The organism is Lysinibacillus sp. GW823-FHT02G10 (assembly GCF_058797135.1).
On record NZ_JBXAJI010000012.1, the window covers coordinates 52,521 to 74,926 of the forward strand.

Below are 22,406 nucleotides of genomic sequence, written 5' to 3' on the forward strand. Positions count from 1 at the left end.
ACCCCTGAAGTGCTATAAGGAGTTTAGGGGTCTTGTTGTTTCATGATTAGTAAAAGGAGGCTGCTCATGATAAGAGAATATACAGCTCCATCAGTAAGAAGGAGGAAATCGAGAGTAAGGTGGACTATCCATCTTTTCCCTATTCCTGCACTAATAATCTATGGGTTGTTTGTGCTTTATCCGATAATAGCGGCATTATCCTATAGTTTTTTTGAATGGAAAGGGATGGCTCGTGGTGATTTTATCGGTTTCCAAAATTTTGTGACGCTTTTTACGATAGAACCCTATGGCTCCATGTTTTGGAATGCCTTTAAACATAATGTCCTCTATTTTGTTGTGCAAATGATTGTGATGAATGGATTAGCCTTCTTTCTTGCCTTTATTATTTATCAAAAAATTAAAGGTGCAGAGTTTTTTAAGGCTGCTTTCTTTCTACCGCGATTATTATCAGTGATTGTTGTAGGTTTCTTATGGAAGCTCATTCTAAATCCAAATTTTGGTACTTTAAATGTCATTTTGGAGAAATTAGGTCTTGAAACTTTACAAAAGGCTTGGCTTGGTGATCCCAACACGGCGTTAATCGCCATTATTTTAGTCAATTGTTGGTTTGGATTAGGTTTTGGTGTCTTAATTTTTCTTGCTGGCTTTCAAGGGATCCCAAGTGAGTTAGTCGAAGCTGCAAAGTTAGATGGCGCTAAGGGTTTTACTTTATTGCGTACGATTTACTTGCCTTTAATGGTGCCATCAATTATGATCATGGGCATTTTAACATTTATCCAGTCATTTGAAGCATTTGAATTAGTATATGCAATGCAGGGCTCCATGGGAGAGCCGTACTATTCTACAGATACGTTAGCTGTGTTTTTCTATCGCTTAGCATTTGGTAGCTCTACCGCTTCTGGGGCAACAGCTATTGGGTTGGGTTCGGCGTTAGCTACAGTACTATTCTTATTTATATTAGTTTGTACCACGCTATTTTTACGCTTTGCCAATAAAAAGAATGTTCAAATGTAAGGGGTGATTATAGTGAAGCAAGGCGCTATTTGGGTTCGACCATTTTATTATCTTGTGGTGTTTACGGTGGCGACCATTAGTTTATATCCAATTTTGTTAATGATTTTATCTTCATTTAAAAAGAGCGTGGATATCTATAAAAATCCATTGGGTTTACCGACTAGCTTTAGCTTAGATACTTATCGTACATTATTAGCAAAAATTCCATTTACAACATACTTTCTAAACAGTCTATTTGTCAGTATTGTATCTGTGATACTAATAGTGGTTGTTTGTTCACTGGCTGCATTTTATATTGCTCGCTTTAAATTTTCTTGGAATCATGCATTGTTCTTTATTTTTTTATTAGGCATGATGATTCCTATAAAATTGGGGATTGTCCCGCTCTTTATATTAATGCGTGATTTAGGACTGATAAATTCCTTATGGTCTTTAATTTTGATGAACATGGCGACAGGTATTCCATTATCCATGCTGATCTTAACTGGCTTTTTTAAAACAATGCCTTATGAATTAGAGGAAGCAGCCCGTATAGATGGGGCGGGGAACTTAAGAGTTCTTTGGCATGTAATGTTACCGTTAATGAGACCTGCCCTTGGAACAGTGGTTATTATAAATTTTATTGCTTCATGGAATGATTTCTTCTTCCCACTTATTTTTATTACAGAAAAAATGAAACGGACGATACCTGTTGGAATGATGTCACTTTTTGGTGAGCATTCGGCAGATTGGGGCTCTCTTTTTGCAGGTTTAACATTAGCTTCATTACCAATGATCCTATTATTCTTTATTGCCTCAAAGCAATTTATGGAGGGGCTGACGGCTGGTGCCATTAAATAGGCAATACATTATTGGGGTCGATGGTGGTGGGACGAGAACTCGTGCAGTGATTGGGACAAGAAAAGGGGAAGTGCTGGCTTTTGTTGAAGGAGCTGGAACGAATATAAAATCAACGCCACCTGACGAGGTAAGGCTACATATTATCAAGCTCCTTGCCACGTTACTACAAAAGATAGATGCAACAAATAATGATATTGCTGCGGTGTTCTTATGTGTGGCAGGGGGCGATCGCCAGTTAGATAAAGAACGCTGGGAGCAATGGATTAGCTTCCTTTTCCCTGCTAGCTCCTGTAAGATAACCATCACCAATGATGCGGTAGCGGCACTTACTAGCGGCACATTTACACAGCAAGGGCTCGTTGTGATAGCAGGAACGGGTTCCATCGTATATGCAGTTGGAAAAAATCATCAAGTTAGTCGTGTTGGAGGATGGGGTTATTTATTAGGAGATGAGGGCAGTGGCTACTATATTGGGCAAGAGGCATTGCGATTGATTACGCGACATTATGATGCTATTGGCGTGAATGAGGATCTGTTTACAGCGACTATTATGGAGCAGCTAGCATTAAAGAATCCTACTGAAATTATTACGCATGTTTATGAGCATCCACAGCCACGTGTACTCATAGCCTCCGTAGCTCGTGTGGTGTTGCGTTTAGCAGAGCAAAATAATGATAGGGCACAAAAAATTATTGAACACGCTGCTCATCATTTAACTCATTTCATCCAAATAATGTTGAAAAAAGAGCCTCAGCTAAAAGGTGACTCTATTGTCCTATGTGGAGGTTTATTCGAAAATTTTTATTTTGTTCAATGCTTTCGAGAAAAATTACAGCTTGCTAAAATACCTAATCGACTAATACAACCAGAGGTGCCACCTGTTATAGGAGCTTTCGTTAATGGACTTCTCAGTGAAGGAATTCCAATCACAGAGGCTTTACAACGAAAGGTAAAAGGAACTTGGATGAGTATCCATGAAAAATAGTGTGGAGGGATTTGATTTCAATGGAACGAATGACAAAACTGACGACTGAAGGCTATCATCCAGATACGACAAATCTAGATTTAATGTCCACTATTGAAATTGTAAAGCTGATGAATGAAGAGGATAAAAAAGTACCATTAGCCATAGCAAAGGTTTTACCTGAAATCGAGCAGGCTGTCACAGCTGTTGTGGATGCACTAAAGAAAGGCGGTAGATTATTTTATGTTGGTGCAGGGACAAGTGGGCGAATTGGTTTGCTAGATGCCGTAGAATGTCCACCTACATTTAGTACATCACCAAAGCTTGTGCAGGCAATATTGGCTGGAGGAGCAGATGCAGTAATGATTGCCATAGAAGGTGCAGAAGATGATCTTTCATTAGGAGAGGTTGAACTACAGAAACAACAGCTAACAAACCGAGATGTAGTGATAGGGATTGCAGCAAGCGGTCGAACGCCTTTTGTCAAAGGAGCATTAAATTATGCTCAACAACTAGGGGCAAAAACAATCAGCTTAGTGAGCAACGCTCATTCTATTATTAGTAAGCATGCAGATATTGCAATAGAGGTGATTACAGGACCAGAAATTTTAACAGGTTCTACAAGACTAAAGGCTGCAACAGCTCATAAACAAATATTAAATATGATTACAACGACAACCATGATTAAGCTTGGAAAGGTCTATAAAAATTTAATGGTGGACGTTCATGCTAGTAATTTTAAATTGCGAGAGAGAGCCAAACAAATCGTCTGTGAGGTAACGGGAGTTTCTTATAGTCAGGCTGAAAGTGTTCTGGAGCAAAACAATTATCAAGTAAAGCTCGCGATTGTGGTGCTACTGACGAATACAACGATTGAAGAGGCGACGGAATTACTTGCTCAATCAGAAGGGCATGTGCGGAGAGCGGTGTCTCTAAAGAAATATTGATGAAGGAGGTACATGGATAACTTCCTTTTATCTAGAGATGGAGCTGGAAAAATGGAAAAAATAAATGCGGGTTTAATTATGCTTGCTGAAATGTGCGAAAAGCTTCCACTCTCCGAAAAAAAGGTGGCAAGCTATATATTAGCACACCCAACACAGGCTATAAAAATGACAGCGGTTGAACTAGGAGAGGCAAGTCAAACAAGTAGTGCCGCAGTTATTCGGCTGTGTAAATCGTTAAATATTAGTGGTGTTCAAGAGCTGAAATTGCGCATTGCTGGTGATTTACAACATGCTAAAGTTGAAGATCGAGATATTGAGGCGAATGAAGCGCTGCCATCGATTGTAGAGAAGGTAACGATGCAAAGTAGTGAAATTTTGACACAAACAGCTAATTTAATAGATATTGCTGAATTGGAGCGTGCCGTAACGGCCTTATCACAAGCCCGTAAAATTATATTTTTTGGAGTGGGTGCATCAGGTATAGCAGCAATGGATGCGGATCAAAAATTTTTACGAATCAATAAAAATAGTAGGGCATTTGTGGATTTGCATTTAGGAGCTACAGCCGTTGTCAATGCACAGAAGGGGGATGTGGTAGTAGGTATTTCCTTCTCTGGAGAAACGCATGAAGTGGCTAAAATCCTTGAAATAGCTGGCCAAACACCAGCCACTACAATTAGTTTAACGCGCTATGGTAGTTCACTAGTGTCTAGCCTAGCAGACATTTGTTTATATGTATCTCCCAATGTTGAAGCAACTTTTAGAAGTGGTGCCACTTCCTCACGTCTAGCGCAGTTACTTGTCATTGATATTTTATTTATGGGGGTAGTGACGAGTGCCTATGAGCAAACAGTGGATCATTTAGATGAAACACGTTCAGTTATTCAAAGGTTGCATAAAAAAGTGGCTAAAAGAAAAAATAAAATAAAAACATATTAATGTTAGTATGTTCAGACTGTAGACAAAAGCTATCGAGAAGTTTTCTCTCGATAGCTTTTGACATTTTTATTCTCAGAAATAAAAACGAATTCTGGTTTTAGGTATTTAGTTTAATATTTTTATAGATGTAATATCATTACCCACTTTTATCTCTTAAATCTTTCTTATAAGCAACAACATTGTATTGATATTTTGGATTAAATGGTAGGTGGGTTAGTCCATTTTGGAAAAATATATTTTTTAACCTAATTTTAACCTTGTTATTGTAATGTGCTAGGTAAAGCAATATTTTGTAAGGAGGTTTTAAGAATGGAACAATATGTTGGAGAAATTCGATTATTTGCTGGCGATTATGCCCCAGACGGCTGGGCTCTTTGTAATGGTCAACTATTATCTATTTCCGAAAATGAAATACTTTTTTCTTTGATTGGCACAACCTATGGGGGAGATGGTCAATCAACCTTTGCATTACCAAATTTTCAAGGCAGGGTTGTAGTACATCAAGGACAGAATCCAACTACTGGTACTACCTTTGTCAATGGTCAAATGGGAGGGGTGGAAACCGTCACTTTAATCTCGTCACAGCTTCCTGCACATACACATCAGGTAAAAGCTTCTTCTCTTGATGGCACAACCCCTAGTCCAGAAAATGCTGTTTGGGCAAAAAATATACAATATTCGACACAACCACCAAATGGCACAATGAATGCCGCCATTGTTTCAAGTGTGGGAGGAAACGCTTCTCATAACAATGTAATGCCGTTTTTAACAATTAGTTACATTATTGCTCTTTACGGTATGTATCCAACAGAATAGGGGGTATGAAGGATGAGTGAACAATATGTAGGTGAAATACGATTATTTAGCTTTGGGACAGTTCCAAGCGGATGGGCGCGATGTGATGGACAAATATTGCAAATTAATACAAACCAAGCGCTGTATTCAATTTTAGGAGCAACTTATGGTGGTAATGGCTCTACGACATTTGCATTACCTGACTTAAGGGGAAGAGTCCCAGTTCATGTAAGCAGTAGTATCCCACGTGGACAAAAAGCAGGAGAAGAGGTACATGTATTAACAATTAATGAGATGCCAACTCATACACATATTGTTAATGGTAGTTCAGAAAGTGCTACGTTGAAAGTGGCTACTGGAAATGTATGGGGAACTTCTTTTAAAAACATCTATGAAACAGCACAGCTTAATACACAAATGAGCATACAAGCTTTATCATCTGCAGGAAACTCACAGCCACATCAAAATATGCAGCCTTACAGTGTAGCGAATTACTGCATAGCTTTAGTAGGAATTTATCCATCAAGAGATTAGGGGAAGGAGGAAGACGAAAGTGTCAGAAGCATATATTGGAGAAATTAGAATATTTGGCGGTAATTTTGCACCAAAAGACTGGGCTTTATGCGATGGCCAGATAATAAACATTGCCTCGAATAGTGCATTATATGCTATTTTGGGTAACAGATATGGGGGAGATGGTAAAACCACGTTTGCATTACCCAATTTAAATGGTAGAGCTGCTATTCATCAAGGAACAGGTGTAGGATTAACGCCTAGAATTATAGGCAGTACGGGCGGTGCATCCTCTGTAACGCTGTTGGAAAATGAGATACCTAGCCATAACCATCAAGCGAATTGTAACAATATTCAAACAACTAATAATGAGCCAACGGGTGCAATATGGACAGATCAGCAAGGGAAAGGTAGCATCCCTGTTTATACACCTCAAGTAAATAAACCAATGAATCTAATGACCGTTAATGCTGCTGGTGGAAGTCAACCACATAACAATATGCAACCGTATTTAGGACTAAGCTTTATTATTTGTTTATATGGGGAATGGCCTCCTAAGAGTTAACGATTCATTAAATGAAGGGTGTGAAACCAAGAAGGAGAATATAGAATGGGAAAAAAGATATTAACCATAACCTTGTGTTTGCTGTTAGTCGCTTATAGTCAAATGGCAGGAATAGGGTTCGTGTCACCTTTAAAAGTGGAGGCGGCTGCATGCGATTCGCCAGATTTTCCAAGTTGTATACAGGATTTAAGTCAAGCTTCGTGGAAAGATGACACAAATAATGGCTTTGTAGTAAGCGGTATTCCTGGTGATAATGGTATTGATCTATTCACGTATAGCAATGGATCACAATTTCCAGCTGGTTATTATTTTGATGCAGATGAATATTCACCACCAAAATCAATTAGAATTTCAGCTGGAGAAAGCTTTGCAGGCGGGATCTTCGATTTAAAATCAATAAAAATTAATACGACTAATAAATATCTTGAAAACGATACATTTTCCTTATCAATTCAAGGGTATGATGAGACCGGAAACCCGAAAGGAAATCCTGTAACTTTTAAGACAGTTGCAAATCATGAGCCTATTTATGATATTCCTATTAATATAGAAGGAATCAACTCATTTGTCATTACTGCGAGTGTAAATTTTATACCTACTGTACAGGCGGGACTATGGGATTTAACGTTTACCCAATTTACGATTGATATCCCAAATAATAATCCGCCAACAATTACAAATGGTGCTATAAATCCTTCAAATATTACTACCTCAGGCGTACAGCTGGACTGGGCTAAAGCATCTGATGATATAACAGCTCAAGAGGATTTAGAATATCAAATCTATCAATCTAGTAGTAACAATATTGATACGGTTAGTACCATAGAATTGAATGGGACACCGTTAGACGGCTATATTAAAGATAGTAACTCCTTTAATGTTACAGGCCTTGCTGCCAATACTACCTATTATTTTAATATCATTGTCAAAGATACCGATGGCAATAAGAGTGCATATACGATGCAGCAGGTAACAACCCTTGCCTTAAATAAACCACCGACATCCAGTAATGGAACCATAGATGTAAACGAGGGTCAAGTGTATACATTTAATAGTACTTCCTTCGCATTTTCTGATGAAGATGCAGGAGATACTTTGCAACAGATTCAAATCTCTACTATCCCAAATAGCGGACAGCTCTTTCTTGATAGCAATAATAATCAGCAATTTGATGGTGGGGAAGCGATTACAAATGGTATGACAATCAGTAAGGCTAATTTAGATGCAGGTAATTTAAAATATATTACAGAAAATGGATCTTCTTCATCTTTTACATTTAAGGTAAGCGATGGTATTGATTTTAGTACTGTCTATACGATGAGTCTAGTCGTCAATGCACGTCCAGCAGTGACAATTTCAACAAATAAACCTAGTCCAACAAATAGCCTTCCAATTTTTATAGCTATTGTTTTCAGTGGGTCAGTGACAGGCTTTACGATTGGGGATATAGAGGTTACAAATGGAAATGTGACAGCGCTATCAGGAATTGGTAACACGTATACAGCCCTAGTATCACCTATTACAGATGGAGCTGTGAAAATCAAAATTCCTGAAAAGGTTGTTGCAACTAGTGGAGGTGCTTTAAATAAAGCATCAAATGAATTACAAATATTCTATGATAGTACACCACCTACTGATATTGAGCTCAATAATACTACTGTACAAGAAAAGAAACCCATTGGTACAACAGTTGGAACATTGGCGGCAGTGGATACAGGAAGCTCACAAACATTCACGTATTCATTACAGTCTGGAGATACAAGCTTCTTTACGATTGATGGGAATGTATTAAAGACAAAGGCAATGTTTGAATTCGATACGAAAAATAGTTATAAGATTACGATAAGAGTAACTGATGAGGCTGGTAATACGTTGGATAAGGAGTTTACAATCCAGATTACTAAAAATCATGCACCATCAGGTTCCATCATTGTTAACGGTGGACAAATCTCGACAAGTTCTATAAATGTTACCTTAAATTTGACGGCAACAGATTTAGAAGGAGAAGCGATAGAAATGCGCTTTTCGAATGATGGTATTACTTGGTCCAGTTGGGAGTCAAAAATATCTACGAAAAGTTGGACTTTATCCCATGGAGAAGGTAGTAAAACAGTTTATATGCAACTAAGGGATACTGCTGGCAATATATCAAATACATTCTCAGATACAATTGTTCTAGATACAACTCCACCAGTCATAACAGGGGTTACAAATAACGGTGTTTATAACACTGATGTAACGATTAGTTTTAATGAAGGAACTGCTACCCTGAATGGAGCAACCTTTTCAAGTGGAACCACAGTAAGTACATCTGGAAATTATACTTTGGTAGCAACAGATAGTGCAGGGAATACCACAACCATTACATTTGTGATTGATAAAGCTCTGCCAAAAGCTGTAGAGGTAGAGATCAAATCGAATAATCTGGATCCTACAAAGGCTAAGGTAGGAGATACGATCACCTTAACAATGAAAACAGATAAAAATATACAAGCACCTATAATTACCATTTCGGGGAAAGCTGCTATTGTAACAGGAGCATCCACAAACTGGCAGGCAACATATGTTATAGATAATGGTGATTTAGAGGGAACAGCACCTTTTACAATTAACTTTAAAGATCTGTTAGGTAATTCGGCAATAGAGGTAACGGACGTAACTGATGGAAGCTATGTCATTGTCGATAGCGTAAAGCCAACAGTAAAAAAGGTGACAATGGCTTCAAATAATGCTAACCCAACAGTTGCTAAGGTAGACGATGTAATCACAATCGACTTTGAGACAAGTGAGGACATTCAATCACCGAATGTATCAATCCTAGGACAAACAGCAAATGTCAATGATAAAGGTGATGGGGATGCTAAAACATGGCAAGCAAGCTATACGTTAAAGTCCACAGACTCAGATGGACCTATCAGTTTTACAATTGATTTTCAAGATATAGCAGGGAATGAGGGCTTACAGGTAACAGAGATTTCATCAGGGACAATTGTGATATTTGATAAAATTTCTCCTGAAATAACAACCTATTTCCCAGCGCATCAGGCAATTAATGTACAGCCTGCAGATAATCTTGTATTAACATTTGATGAAAAGATCTTACCTGTAACTAGTAAAAATATTGTCATAAGAAATGCTGCAGATAACCAAATTGTCGAAACAATTGCTGTTACACAAGCAAATGTTTCTATCACTAATGAAACTGTGACAGTAAATCCTACATTAGATTTAGCCCAAAACGCCACTTACAGCATTCAAATTGACGCAGGTGCATTTACTGATGTAGCAGGTAATACGTATAAAGGTATTACTAATAATACTTCCTGGAATTTTTTTACGACTAGTGCACTGCAAACATATACGGTTACGTATGACAGTAACGGGTCTGATGGGGGGATAGTACCAACAGATTCAAAGCAGTATAAAAATCAGGACACTATTACAGTACTGGGCAATACAGGTAATTTAATGAAAGCAGGCTATACATTTGTAGGATGGAATACGAAGGCTGATGGAAAAGGTGTTACTTATAAAATTGGGCAAACGATTCAAATGGGGAAAGGGAATTTGATATTGTATGCTTTGTGGTCTAAAAACAATGTACCAGGAGATGGAGGATCTTCAACGCCTAGTCCTACACCAACACCTGATCCTGTTGCACCAAGTAATCAGCTAAAGATAAATGTTGTAGATCAAAGTATGCCAGATGATGTGCTCCTCCAAACCGTGTTAACACGTGTATTGAGTAACGGTAGCTTTCAAGATACAGTAAACTTTACAGTTGCAAATGCAAACGAGTTTCTTCGGATATTAGGGAATAAGGAAGATAAAAGATCTCGACTTGTGATCCCTAATATGGAACCACCAGCAAGTGAAACAAAGGTGATACTTGATAGAGGTGCTGCTAAACGATTAATAGAGGGCAAATCACATTTTAGTATAGCTATGGGAATGGTCAAAATAGATGTTCCTTTTACTTCAATGAATGATTTCAATGAAGATATTTTCTTCCGAATTGTACCGGTTAAGGATGCAATGCGACAAAAAGCTATCGAGGATAGGGCTAAACAAGCTGAAATCGTTTTACAACAGGGTAATGGCGCTAATGTAAAACTCGTTGGTCAGCCAATATCTATCGACACAAATCTACAAAACCGTCAAGTAACATTGCTACTACCATTACCAGTGAATCTCACATCAGCTCAACGAGAAAATATGATGGTCTATGTAGAGCATAGTAATGGAACAGTTGAAATAATACGTGGGCGTTTTGCAGAATTTACGAGAGGACAAACAGGTATAGTCTTTGATGTAGAGCACTTTTCTACATTTTCTCTACTTTATGTAGAAAAAGCGCAGGAAGAAGTGCAACCAGAGAAAGAACCAATAGAGGTAGACAGCACATTTGCTTCCTATATTCACGGCTATACAGATGGCACTTTCCGTCCGAATGTAAATGTCACTCGTGCCCAAATGGCAGCAATGTTGGCAAGAAACCTAAGTGACAATCATGTACCAGAAGCGTCTAACCTATTTTATGCAGATACAGCTACTTCATGGGCAAAAAACGATATTGAATATATTCGTACAGAAGGAATTATGCAAGGACGTCATGATCGTTCATTCGGGCCGAATGAAATGATTACTAGAGCCCAAATGGCGGTTATTGCTGTGAGATGGATTGATAAACAATGTGTAGAAGGGGCTACAGATACCTCGTATTGCGAAATAAATAAAAGTGGAGAAACATATCGTGATGTGGCGGTCACACATTGGGCAGCAAAAGAAATCAATCGCATAAGTGCGATAGGTATAATGGTTGGCTCAGGCAATGGTGAATTTAGAACTGAAGAAAAACTAACACGTGCACAGGCAGTAAAGGTACTGAATCGAATCTTTAATCGTCCAATACCAACTGAGGACACAGAACAAATCTTCAAGGATATACCTAAAGAGCATTGGGCTTACTTTGAGATTCAAGCCGCGGCAAAATAAGATTAATAGAATAAGCACGCTAGGTGGATAATGCCTAGCGTGCTTTTAATTCGTTTGAAGAAATCAATTAATTTCTTATTTAAATTACCAGATGTAGAAGTTTGAACATAAATTGATTGCCATCAATGGTATATACAGCTGGCTTTCTCTTCCCGAACTCATGGATTCGAAGCATGCATGCTTTAAAGACGTTCCTCTGTTTGAGGATCAAAGAAATGGATCTTTTCTTCCTTCATAAATAGGAAAACCTTGTCGGATGGATGAAAATTGTTATCAGCCTGTACTCGAGCTATAAAATTCTGATTTACTAAAGAACAATAGAGATAAGTTTCTGCTCCTAGTAATTCTGCAACATCAATCGTTGCAGTGAAAGTGTAAGGGGAAATAACATCAGTCATTTGTAAATCCTCAGGTCGTATACCCATAATAATCTCTTTCCCTAAATAATTTTTTTCCTTTAACAATGGTAAATGCATGGATGGGATAGGGAAGCTTTGCTCGCCTAAAAGGATCTCGGTATCTGTTAGACGACAGTGGAAAAGGTTCATGGATGGTGAGCCAATAAAGCCTGCCACAAACATGTTAAGTGGTGTATTATATACTTCTTTAGGTGTCCCAATTTGTTGTATAAGGCCATCCTTCATCACTACCAGACGGGTAGCCATCGTCATAGCCTCTGTTTGGTCATGTGTGACATAGATCGTTGTCGTTTGAATTCGTTGATGGAGCTTCTGGATTTCTGCTCGCATTTGTACACGTAATTTGGCATCCAAATTAGAAAGAGGTTCATCCATTAAAAATACCTTAGCATCTCTGACAATTGCTCTTCCCAGTGCTACACGCTGACGTTGTCCACCAGATAGAGCTTTTGGTTTTCTTTTTAAATAATCCTCTAATCCTAAAATCTTAGCAGCTTCTTTAACACGACGGTCTATTTCCTTTTTATCAACCTTTCGTAGCTTTAAGCTAAATGCCATATTTTCATAGACTGTCATATGTGGATATAAAGCATAGCTTTGAAATACCATTGCAATGCTACGATCTTTTGATTCCACATCATTCATGAAAACATCGTCAATGTATAGTTCTCCCTTTGATATATCCTCTAAGCCAGCAATCATACGTAAAGTTGTGGTCTTGCCACAGCCAGAAGGGCCTACAAACACAATGAATTCTTTATCATGGATATGCAAATTAAAATCAGTTACGGCCTGGATATTTTTATCGTAAATCTTATAGATATGCTCTAACCGTAATTCCGCCATACATACTGCACCCCTTTACAAGTCATATTTTCATTGTAAATGACTTTAGAATAGAGTGATATGGAAAGCTTGCACAGTGTTGAAGGCATAATTTGTGCAGTTGGTCTTAAAGTGATTCTAAGAAAATAATTGCGAGATAAACTTCTAGCCGATGGGAAAATTGCCGAATATCCTTTTGCGTCATTTGTTGAAATTTTTCTAAGCGATTTTGTAAGGTATTACGGTGCATATACATTTTTTTAGAGGCTAATGTAATGTTTCCATCGCATTCAATCAATTTCTTAATTGTATGTAGTAATTCTGGCTGAGAAGTGGCTCTTTTTAGGATAGAGGAGATAAAAATTTCTTTCTCTTGATAGGCTAGATGCTGCGTTATATAAGGCACTAAAAGCTCTTGCTGTGTGAGTACATGCTTTGGTGTATAAGTCCAAATGGATGGTAGAAGGTGAACATACCAGTTAAATCGTTCCTTGGTCGTGGTGATGTTGTGTATAATATCAGAAACAAAAATTTTAAAATGAGTTTCTAAGTCTGCCATTATGGGATTAACATAATGAGTCAAATCTAAAAACTCCTCATTGTAGTCGATACACTCGATTATGCCAAATAATTGTGGCTGAAGCGATAGCAGTATAATATCCTTCCCAAGTAAAGCTTCGAAGACTGAACGCAATAATGTAGGTGTTGAAAAGTCTTTATCAAAATGAAGAAATAACAAACGATGCATAGGAAGATTAGTTGGAGCAATGTCTGTTTTATCTGTAAAATAATCAAGCCAAATCATATCATAGTTATCGTATAAAACAGTGGGGCCTGAGAATATTCGCAATAGCTCATATTCATTTTGTGTCATTGTGTGTATGGGAATTTCGTAAAGCTGATTGTCAAAATTAAATACATAATTTCCATCAGTTTTACCTGAGAAGGGGCTTAATAATGGGAAACGTTTCTGTAATTTTTGAAGATCCATGCATGCCACTCCTTATTTAAATAGAATGTAATAAGGTCAATTTACTATAATTATATGATGAAATGCTTATAGTATTAATATAAAAAACACGGACATGAGCAAGTATGACAATCATACCTAGCTAATGTCCGTGTTATCTATTTAGGCATCTTTTTTAAATAACTTACCTGGCCAGAAAGCATATTTACCTAGTACTGTTGTGATGGCTGGTACAAGTAATGGTCTTACAATAAATGTATCGAGCAATACACCAATGGCTGTCACAACACCAAATTGAACAAGCACTTGAATCGGTAATGTTGCTAGCACCGCAAATGTACCTGCTAGGATGAGTCCAGCAGATGTAATAACGCTTCCTGTTCGGACAACACCTTCTTCTACAGCTGTTAAATGGTCAGTGGTTTTGCGCTTTTTCCAAATCTCTGAAATCATAAAGATATTATAATCCTCTCCGAGAGCAACTAAGAACACAAAAGCATACAATGGAATAGCTCCAGAAATTGCCTCGGCCCCCATGATATGATGTAAGATTAACCATCCAGCGCCTAATGCCCCAAAATAAGAAATAATAACAGTCGCTAATAGATAAACAGTTGCTGTAATAGAACGTAAATAGACAAATAATAATAATGCGATTAAGGCAATCATGGTTGGCATGATTACTGTTTCATCTCGCTTAGTTATTTGTTGTGTATCATATTGACTAGCTGTTTCTCCACCAAGCCAAACATGTTTATCAGCGTTGTTGAGACCTTGTGCCTCTAGTATTTTAATAACCTCTTTTTGTAGTTCAGGAATATGAGCTAATGACTCCTGTGCATAAGGGTTGGCATCGAAATTGAGTTCATACAAGTGTATATTCTTATTTTTTTCGCCAATTTGTACATCTGCCACACTATCAATATACGAGATAGCTTCAAGTTGTTGCTGGATATTGATATCAGTACCTTCTGTGTCAATTACTAATTGAACAGGTGCTAGTTCTCCAGGCGAAAAATTCTCTTCTATTAATGTAAATCCTTCTCTAGACGGCATATCTTTTGGGAAGGATGAAAGCAAATCAAATGTATATTGAATTCGCGGAACAAATGCCGCCAACCCTCCAAGTAAGATTACAGTTACAGCGATAACGACCCAAGGTTTATGGGTAACAAAATGACCAATTTTATGACTAACCTTATGTGAAGGCTTATGCTGTTTCTTGCCCTTTTTCTTGGCCATTTCCTCCGTTCGAGGAGTGAAGGGGAAGAACGCTACTCGCCCAATAAGGACAAGAATTGCTGGTAGGACAACAAGTGCTGCGACCCCCATGACAAGCACACCAAAACTAAATGGTACGGCAAAGCGTTGAAATGCGCCATAATGGGCAAGACTAAGGGTCGCTAAACCTATAACTACTGTTAGGGCACTCATTAAAATAGCACCACCCGATTCTTTAACAGCTAGCTTCATTGCGACCGTCTTATCCTCAACATCAAAGAGTATTTCTCTATATTTTGAAATTAAAAATAAACAATAGTCAGTACCTGCACCAAATAGTAAAACAGTCATAATGGAGACTGCCTGTGAATCTTTATCTATCCATCCCTGTTCAGCAAAAAAACCAAGTGTCGGGCTAATCACACCATAGGCAAGCCCTACAACAATTAAAGGAATAATAGCTAGCAATGGAGAACGATAAATAATAATAAGTAATACTAAAACGAGTAATACAGTTGCGATCAATAGCTTCACATCTGCTTGTGAAAATAAACTGACAGCATCAGTGGCAATTCCCACTGGTCCAGAATAGCGCACATGGAGTGCATCGCTTGATAATTTATCATCTAATTGGACTTGATAGCCTTCCATTATTTTTGTCAGCTTCTCTAAACTATCCTGTAGCATATCTGTTGCGACACCTTTTTCAAAAAACACAGGTGTAACAATTGTTGTACCATTTTCAGAAGCGGAAGCCATTAAAGCCTGAGGTGGCATTTGATCAAATGGTGGAACCATTGTTTGATGGGCTAAGGGCTTTGCTTGCAGCTCGTTGTATACACCTTGTATAGCCGAAAAATCATCAGGTGTTAAGCCATTTTCACGATGCCACACCAACAATAGAGGTGTTCCAGCATCATTAGGAAATTGCTCTGCAATAATGGACGCAGCTTGCTCAGACATTTCGGTATTAGGTAAGTTTTTGCCTGACTCACTTTCTATACTATTGATTTGTGGCCAAGCAAATGAGAATACAACTACTAATAGCACCCAAAAAGCTAGTGCTAATAATCTTCCCTTTTTACTTGCAACCATTGAGCCCCATTGCTCAAGTGGATGTTTTTTCATCAAAAGACCTCCATTTCATGTAAGTGATTTAATTATATATACTAGAAGGTTAATTAATCAATCCATAAATATTAATATGTTATAATATGCGTAAAAAGAATGCTTAATTAAGGAGGCGAACTTGTTGAAACAATCACCGCGTGTTCTCGGGAGACCTCGCCATGATGAAAATGCGAAACCTACAAAAGATATTGTCCTTGAAACGGCCACAAGACTTTTTATTAAAGAGGGCTACAAAAATATTTCAATGGATGATGTAGCAAAGGCTTGTAACGTAACAAAGGCGACTGTCTATTACTACTACCCAACTAAAGGGGATTTATATACATCTGCTTTAATCGCTATGATGGATCGTATCAAGCTATCTATTCTACAAATTTTAGAGCAGCCTAAACCATTTAAAGAACGACTCGAACAGCTCGTTGAGGTTCATTTATCAGCCACTATCGATATTGATATGAAAAATTTTATGAAAGAGGCTACCATTAATTTATCGGAATCGCAGCTGAGACAAGTTCAAGCATCCGAAAATGGTATGTATCAAACAATAGAGCATGCTATGCAAAAAGAGATGGAAAAGGGCACAATTCGAAAAGGAAATGCAAAGTTTTTCGCTCATAACTTTATGGCATTGATGACTGTAGGGTATTTTAAAGATGGGGATGGTAAAACTTTGCTAGGCTCAGTAGATGTGACGGCAAAGGAAGTAACAAATTTCTTCTGGCTTTCTGTTGAAAAACGTTAACACAAAATAGGTTTGTAAAAGGAGTTATCTCATTCATTTGGGATACTTCTTTTTTAGTGATGTAAGTCACAGACAATCAGAGTGATTCTTCATTTTAGTGGGGGTGTGGCCTAAAAAGTAGTGGAACATCGTAAATCAAAAGAACCTATAATAGCATAAAAACAGTGTAATGGAGGAATGACAATGACAATTATACCAATCCAAGCAATGCTAGAAGAAAAGACAAAACATATTGGTAAATTAGGGAGTATCGCTGGTGCAGATATTTTGAACATTCAATTGCGTGCAGGTGAAAAAATCCCTGAGCATCGTGCGGACAATGAAGTGCTGATTATTGTTCAATTTGGTGAAGTTCGCTTTATTGTTGAGGGTGTGGAAGAAATTTTAACACAAGATACAATTTTAACTTTAAAACCATCTGAAAAGCACAGCTTAGAAGCAGTTACAGACGTTCGTGTTATTGTCATTAAATTAAAATAAAAAAAGCTCCTATATTCTAAAATCTACTTTGTTAGCCAAGAGGGACACATTTCTATTGCACTAACAAAAAAGATATAGCGTCCTTATTGAATATTACTAGAGAAACCTAAAGCTGTCGTTTATCTGCTTTCCAAAGAGAAGGGGATATAGAGATGACAGGAAAAGGAATTATCAATAAAAATTATGATGCGCTGGAAAATTTATTATAGCAAGACAGTTAATAGTTGATGAAATCAATGAATTTTGAAAAGATTGTCGAAATTGTGATATAGCTCATTGAAATAATGTACAAACAGTCTTATAATGAAGGTTGTAATGTCACCAAGACAAGATAAGGATGGTATTATGATGCGCTTTTTGCGATTTAAAGTAAACATTGTAATAACAAGTCATACGAATCGCTATCCAGCCCTTGTGACTGGTGATTGTGTAAGATATACGCTGTAACGACTGTTAAGTTTTACCTTAATGGTCTTTTTTACATGTAAGCAATAAAAAATAGTACTAGTGATGGCAAAGGAGAGTTCAAAATGTCAGAAACGAATAACCAAACACAGGCTGAACAAGTAACTGTGAGTAAAGAGCAATTAGATGTACTAGATCAATTATTAAAGCCTGAAGTTCAAGAATCACTAACAACTTTAGTTGAGCAATTACCAAAGTTAACTGAAATGATGACATTATTAACGAAATCATATGAGTTTGCTCAAGCTGTTGCAACAGACGAAGTGCTTAAAAACGATACTGTTGGAGCAGTAACAGAAATCGCTGGTCCTGTAGTGGGCTCTGCGAAAAACCTTGCAGCAACTGCAATTGAAGCGAAAGACCGTGCATCTGAAAGCCATGAGGTAATTGGTTTATTCGGTCTTGTGAAAATGTTAAAAGACCCTCAAGTTCAAAATGTTTTCCGTTTTGTTAATGCTTTCTTACAAGTAAGCTCAGAACGCAAAGCCAAATAAGACTCAAGGTAAATTCAATTCGTAAGGACGGAGGATTAATTAATCATGTCAAAAGAAATCGTCATCTTAGGTGCAGGTTACGCTGGCGTTTTAACTGCATTAACAGCACGTAAGTATCTATCAGCTGATGAAGCTAAAATTACTGTAGTAAACCAATTCCCAACACACCAAATTATCACTGAGCTTCACCGTTTAGCTGGTGGTACAATTGCAGAAGGTGCTGTTGCATTACCACTTAAAAAAATCTTTAAAGGTTTAGATATCGACCTACACATTGCGAAAGTATCAAAATTTAATGTAGATACTAAAAAAGTTGATTTAGATAATGGTTATACATTAACTTATGACACACTTGTAGTTTCTTTAGGTAGCCAAACTGGATTCTTTGGTATCCCAGGATTAGAAGAAAACTCTATGGTTCTTAAATCAGTAAATGATGCCAATAAAATCAACAAACATATTGAAGACCGCATTAAAGCATATGCACAATCTAAAGATGAAGCAGATGCAACAATCGTTATTGGTGGTGGCGGTTTAACAGGTGTTGAGCTTGTTGGTGAAATCGTGGACAACTTCCCGAAAATCGCTGCAAAACATGGTGTTAATTTTGCTGATCTTAAAATTAAACTTGTTGAAGCTGGTCCAAAAATCTTGCCAGTTCTTCCAGATACACTTATCCAACGCGCTACTGAAAGCTTAACTAAACGTGGCGTAGAATTTATTACAGGTACACCAGTAACAGGTGTTGACGGCAACGTTATTTCTTTAAAAGACCGTGAACCAATTGTTGCAAATACACTTGTTTGGACAGGTGGGGTAGCTCCACTTCCAATCGTAGGCGAATCAGGTCTAGCTGCTGATCGTGGAAAAGCAACTATTAATGAATTCTTACAATCTACGTCTCACGAAGATGTCTTTGTTATTGGTGATGCATCTGTTGCACTACCAGCTGATGGAGGTCGTCCACTATACGCTCCAACAGCACAAGTTGCATGGCAAATGGGTGAATGTGCTGGTTATAATGTATTTGCACAATACAAAAACCAAGACATGAAAGCATTCTCAGCTGTAAACTCTGGCACACTTGCAAGCTTAGGTCGTAAAGATGCTGTTGCTACAATTGGTGCGAGCAACACAGAGCTTAAAGGCCTTCCTGCAACATTAATGAAAGAAGCTTCTAATATTCGTTACTTAACACATATTAAAGCTTTATTTGGTTTAGCCTATTAAAAAACAAAACACTCACTACTATCACGCTATGTCGTTGTTAGTAGTGAGTGTTTGTTTTTTTCTAAAGATGTATATTAATTACTTTAAATCCAGTAAAATAAATACATATTCAATATTCTATTTTCTGAGGTGATGGCTGTGTTAACAATGTTCCAAACAAAAAAAGTAGATATAGAGCAATTTAAGGCTAAAATTGATGAACTGAATGCAAAGCTGGATAAGAAAGATCATGAATTTCAAATTTTTTTAAATGAGTTACATAAGGAAATCATTGAAACTATTGAACAACATAACAAGGTAAATGACCAGCATACTATTTTAGGAGAAATGGTCGCAGATATTGTAGGAGAGTTTAATAAAGTTGAGGATAGCACAATTCACTCCAATAAAATTTCTGAAAATGCCCTAGATAAAGGCAATTTATTAATCTCTTCCTCGGATCAAATGATGACATTATCGGTTGAAAGCAAGCAGGCTGTTCAGGAAGTAGAGCATTTGATTGATGCGTTGGGAGAGCAGTCTCAAAAAACGTCTTTAAGCATGAGTAATTTAAGTGAGCGCTCAAAGCAAATAGCTGAAATTGTAAATGTAATTGGAGAAATATCAAATCAAACCAATTTACTAGCTTTGAATGCATCTATTGAGGCAGCAAGAGCAGGGGAGCATGGTAAAGGCTTTTCGGTTGTTGCCGAGGAAGTTCGCAAATTAGCTGAAAATACGAAAACAAGCACAGAAGATATTGCTAATTTAACAAAGAAAATCGAAGAACAAATTGGACTTGCTTACGAGGATAATAAAAATAACATGCAGCTAGTAACGGAAGGCATTGATAAAAGTGCTAAAACATCAGTAAAAATTGATCAATTACTGCACATTATGACAAATGTTCAAACGGGAATAAATGAGCTATTAGCTTCAATTAAAGATCAGAAGCTATCAAACGAAGATGTTATACATAAATTTAATAGGACGACAGCTTTATTTGATGAAACAAATCGCGTTCTAACAAGCCATATTGATGAATCAGAAATTGTAACAAAAAAATTATTAGAGGCAGTTGATCAAGTAAAGCATTTCCCAACTGAAAGATAGAGATTTTAACTTCATTCTATGGAAATTTAAAAAGCAAGAACCCTGCATAGCAGCAACTTTTCAACTTCTTAGTGACTACTACAGGGTTCATTTAATTATTTCAAGTCGCCAACTTTTTCTTTTAATGCGGCTAATTGATCTGGATAGTTTTTTTCAGTTATTTCATTCCACAATTCTGCATCTTTAATTCCACATCTTTCGGGAATAAAGACTGGGTCAAGCCCCAACTTCTTTTGCTCTTCATAATCTCTTAATGTAGCTATACCTGGCTTTGTTAATAAAATAATAGCAATTAGGTTTAACCATGCAAGTATACCTACACCAATATCAGCAAGATTCCAAGCAGTTGCTGAGGAACGAATCGTTCCAAAAAAGATAGAGATAACTAGTAGTACTTTTACGACAATAGCAATAGTAGCAAAGTTTTTATTGTTTCTAAATAAGTAAGCAACATTACTTTCCGTGTATACCCCAAAAGCAAGCATAGTAGTTATTGCAAAGAAAAATACTGCGATAGCAACAAAAGGACTTCCTAAACCAGGAATGAATGAGTTAATTGCTTCTTGTGCAAATGCAGTACCTGCTTCAACTCCTGGTAGATTCTCAACCAAAAATCCCCCATTAGGATGGGCAATATTGTAACTGCCTGTGGAGATGATCATAATGGCTGTAGCTGTACAAACAAGTAGTGTATCTACATAGACCGAGAATGCTTGGACAAGCCCTTGTTTAGCAGGATGAGATACTTCTGCGGTACCAGCTGCCTGTGCCCCAGTACCTTGACCTGCTTCATTTGAATAAGCCCCTCTTTTTACTCCCCACATAATTGCATTTCCAAAAACAGCACCAAATGCAGCATTTAAATTAAAGGCAGAGCTGAAAATTAAAGCAAATATTGCAGGTACATCTTTTATATTGATCAATAAAATAATGAATGCAAGAAGTATGTAAGCAGTTGCCATAAACGGTACAGCATATTCAGCAACTTTTCCAACCCTTTTAATACCACCAAAAATAGCAAATCCAAATATTGCAGAAACAATAATACCTGTAATTATTGGTGAAATCCCGAAGGCATTTTTTGTTGAATCAGCAATATTAAAGGCTTGAACACCTGAACCAGTGAAACCAGTTGCTATAATTGTAGCGATAGCAAATAATATAGCAAATGGCTTATTTTTTAACCCTTTCTCAATATAGTATGCTGGCCCTCCACGATACTCTCCTGCGATTTCTTGTTTCCAAACCTGGGCTAACGAGGACTCAATATAGGCAGCACCAGCTCCTAAAAAGGCTATGACCCACATCCAAAAGATAGCCCCTGGTCCTCCAAAATAAATTGCAGTAGCTACACCAGCTATATTCCCAATTCCGACACGTCCACCCAATGCCATTGCAAAGCTTTGAAAAGATGAAACGCCATTTGCCGAAGTTTTTCTATTAAATAATTGTTTAATCATATCTTTGAAGAGACGCAGCTGTGGAAACCTCATAATAACCGAAAAGTAAACGCCAGCTCCTAAGCAAAGATAAACTAATGCGTTACTCCAGATAATCCCTGCTATTTTACCTGTTAAAGCGGCAAAATCCATATAACAACCTCTTTCTATTTTGTACTGTGTCATCTTAGATTATTAGGTAACAATTTAAATGAGAGGATATGAAAGCTATTTTGAATGAAGTTTCTTTTATTTAAAATAAACTTTTAATCAATGTATCAATCATAATAGGCATCTCTTTAAACGCACTATCCACATGCAATCGC

At 37.3% G+C, this 22,406-nt stretch carries 19 protein-coding genes; 15 read left to right on the top strand and 4 right to left on the bottom strand.

The genetic code is table 11. The features are described from left to right. The first annotated feature begins 66 nt into the window (after window positions 1-66). The 9 genes from AC1RFD_RS21260 to AC1RFD_RS21300 all read left to right on the top strand — a co-directional run bounded on the left by AC1RFD_RS21260 (window position 67) and on the right by AC1RFD_RS21300 (window position 11,572). Entirely contained in the window at window positions 67-1,014 is a 948-nt protein-coding gene (locus AC1RFD_RS21260; RefSeq protein WP_259951202.1) for a carbohydrate ABC transporter permease, read from the top strand. 12 nt (window positions 1,015-1,026) lie between these two features. Then, window positions 1,027-1,854: a carbohydrate ABC transporter permease gene (locus AC1RFD_RS21265; RefSeq protein ID WP_048391881.1), complete on the top strand. Its 828-nt coding sequence runs from the start codon at window positions 1,027-1,029 to the stop codon at window positions 1,852-1,854. After that, complete coding sequence (locus AC1RFD_RS21270; RefSeq protein WP_112117102.1) at window positions 1,841-2,839, top strand: N-acetylglucosamine kinase; 999 nt, start codon at window positions 1,841-1,843, stop codon at window positions 2,837-2,839. Before AC1RFD_RS21265 ends, AC1RFD_RS21270 begins: the two co-directional genes overlap by 14 nt. Before the next feature lie 20 nt (window positions 2,840-2,859). Further along, a complete protein-coding gene (gene murQ, locus AC1RFD_RS21275) occupies window positions 2,860-3,765 on the top strand; it encodes an N-acetylmuramic acid 6-phosphate etherase (protein WP_259951204.1) in 906 nt (301 codons plus the stop codon). Window positions 3,766-3,816: 51 nt separating this feature from the next. After that, window positions 3,817-4,704, top strand: coding sequence for a MurR/RpiR family transcriptional regulator (locus tag AC1RFD_RS21280; protein WP_208644733.1), 888 nt, complete (start codon window positions 3,817-3,819; stop codon window positions 4,702-4,704). Window positions 4,705-5,013: 309 nt separating this feature from the next. Beyond that, window positions 5,014-5,520 carry a phage tail protein gene (locus AC1RFD_RS21285; RefSeq protein WP_054548699.1) on the top strand — a complete coding sequence of 169 codons (507 nt, stop codon included), beginning with the start codon at window positions 5,014-5,016 and terminating at the stop codon, window positions 5,518-5,520. A gap of 12 nt (window positions 5,521-5,532) precedes the next feature. Continuing rightward, window positions 5,533-6,033, top strand: coding sequence for a phage tail protein (locus AC1RFD_RS21290; protein ID WP_115673863.1), 501 nt, complete (start codon window positions 5,533-5,535; stop codon window positions 6,031-6,033). A gap of 19 nt (window positions 6,034-6,052) precedes the next feature. Then, window positions 6,053-6,577 (top strand): phage tail protein, encoded by a 525-nt coding sequence (locus tag AC1RFD_RS21295; protein WP_115673864.1) that lies wholly within the window; start codon window positions 6,053-6,055, stop codon window positions 6,575-6,577. A 45-nt stretch (window positions 6,578-6,622) separates the two neighbouring features. Beyond that, window positions 6,623-11,572 (top strand): S-layer homology domain-containing protein, encoded by a 4,950-nt coding sequence (locus AC1RFD_RS21300; protein WP_492475245.1) that lies wholly within the window; start codon window positions 6,623-6,625, stop codon window positions 11,570-11,572. 182 nt (window positions 11,573-11,754) lie between these two features. Here the strand turns inward: AC1RFD_RS21300 and AC1RFD_RS21305 are convergent, their stop codons facing one another. The 3 genes from AC1RFD_RS21305 to AC1RFD_RS21315 form a co-directional block, all read right to left on the bottom strand. Continuing rightward, complete coding sequence (locus AC1RFD_RS21305; RefSeq protein WP_054548703.1) at window positions 11,755-12,837, bottom strand: ABC transporter ATP-binding protein; 1,083 nt, start codon at window positions 12,835-12,837, stop codon at window positions 11,755-11,757. 106 nt (window positions 12,838-12,943) lie between these two features. Further along, window positions 12,944-13,807 carry a PucR family transcriptional regulator gene (locus AC1RFD_RS21310; protein ID WP_492475246.1) on the bottom strand — a complete coding sequence of 288 codons (864 nt, stop codon included), beginning with the start codon at window positions 13,805-13,807 and terminating at the stop codon, window positions 12,944-12,946. Between the two features lie 141 nt (window positions 13,808-13,948). Continuing rightward, window positions 13,949-16,135: an MMPL family transporter gene (locus AC1RFD_RS21315; RefSeq protein ID WP_492475247.1), complete on the bottom strand. Its 2,187-nt coding sequence runs from the start codon at window positions 16,133-16,135 to the stop codon at window positions 13,949-13,951. Window positions 16,136-16,259: 124 nt separating this feature from the next. On the opposite strand from AC1RFD_RS21315, the gene AC1RFD_RS21320 reads away from it, so the two are divergent. The 6 genes from AC1RFD_RS21320 (at window position 16,260) to AC1RFD_RS21345 (ending at window position 20,641) form a co-directional block, all read left to right on the top strand. Further along, the gene (locus AC1RFD_RS21320) at window positions 16,260-16,880 is read left to right on the top strand and encodes a TetR/AcrR family transcriptional regulator (protein WP_048391860.1); all 621 of its coding nucleotides are present in this window, start codon (window positions 16,260-16,262) and stop codon (window positions 16,878-16,880) included. Between the two features lie 183 nt (window positions 16,881-17,063). Then, window positions 17,064-17,360: a cupin domain-containing protein gene (locus AC1RFD_RS21325; RefSeq protein ID WP_048391859.1), complete on the top strand. Its 297-nt coding sequence runs from the start codon at window positions 17,064-17,066 to the stop codon at window positions 17,358-17,360. Between the two features lie 315 nt (window positions 17,361-17,675). Next, complete coding sequence (locus tag AC1RFD_RS21330) at window positions 17,676-17,807, top strand: hypothetical protein (RefSeq protein ID WP_255349861.1); 132 nt, start codon at window positions 17,676-17,678, stop codon at window positions 17,805-17,807. Window positions 17,808-17,890: 83 nt separating this feature from the next. Further along, window positions 17,891-18,319: a helical membrane plugin domain-containing protein gene (locus AC1RFD_RS21335; RefSeq protein ID WP_004227758.1), complete on the top strand. Its 429-nt coding sequence runs from the start codon at window positions 17,891-17,893 to the stop codon at window positions 18,317-18,319. A 45-nt stretch (window positions 18,320-18,364) separates the two neighbouring features. Beyond that, window positions 18,365-19,549 carry an NAD(P)/FAD-dependent oxidoreductase gene (locus AC1RFD_RS21340; RefSeq protein ID WP_004227760.1) on the top strand — a complete coding sequence of 395 codons (1,185 nt, stop codon included), beginning with the start codon at window positions 18,365-18,367 and terminating at the stop codon, window positions 19,547-19,549. Between the two features lie 132 nt (window positions 19,550-19,681). Continuing rightward, window positions 19,682-20,641 carry a methyl-accepting chemotaxis protein gene (locus AC1RFD_RS21345; protein WP_244205662.1) on the top strand — a complete coding sequence of 320 codons (960 nt, stop codon included), beginning with the start codon at window positions 19,682-19,684 and terminating at the stop codon, window positions 20,639-20,641. Window positions 20,642-20,736: 95 nt separating this feature from the next. On the opposite strand, the gene AC1RFD_RS21350 is transcribed toward AC1RFD_RS21345, so the two are convergent. Beyond that, the gene (locus AC1RFD_RS21350; RefSeq protein ID WP_374806287.1) at window positions 20,737-22,233 is read right to left on the bottom strand and encodes an alanine/glycine:cation symporter family protein; all 1,497 of its coding nucleotides are present in this window, start codon (window positions 22,231-22,233) and stop codon (window positions 20,737-20,739) included. Between the last annotated feature and the right edge of the window lie 173 nt (window positions 22,234-22,406).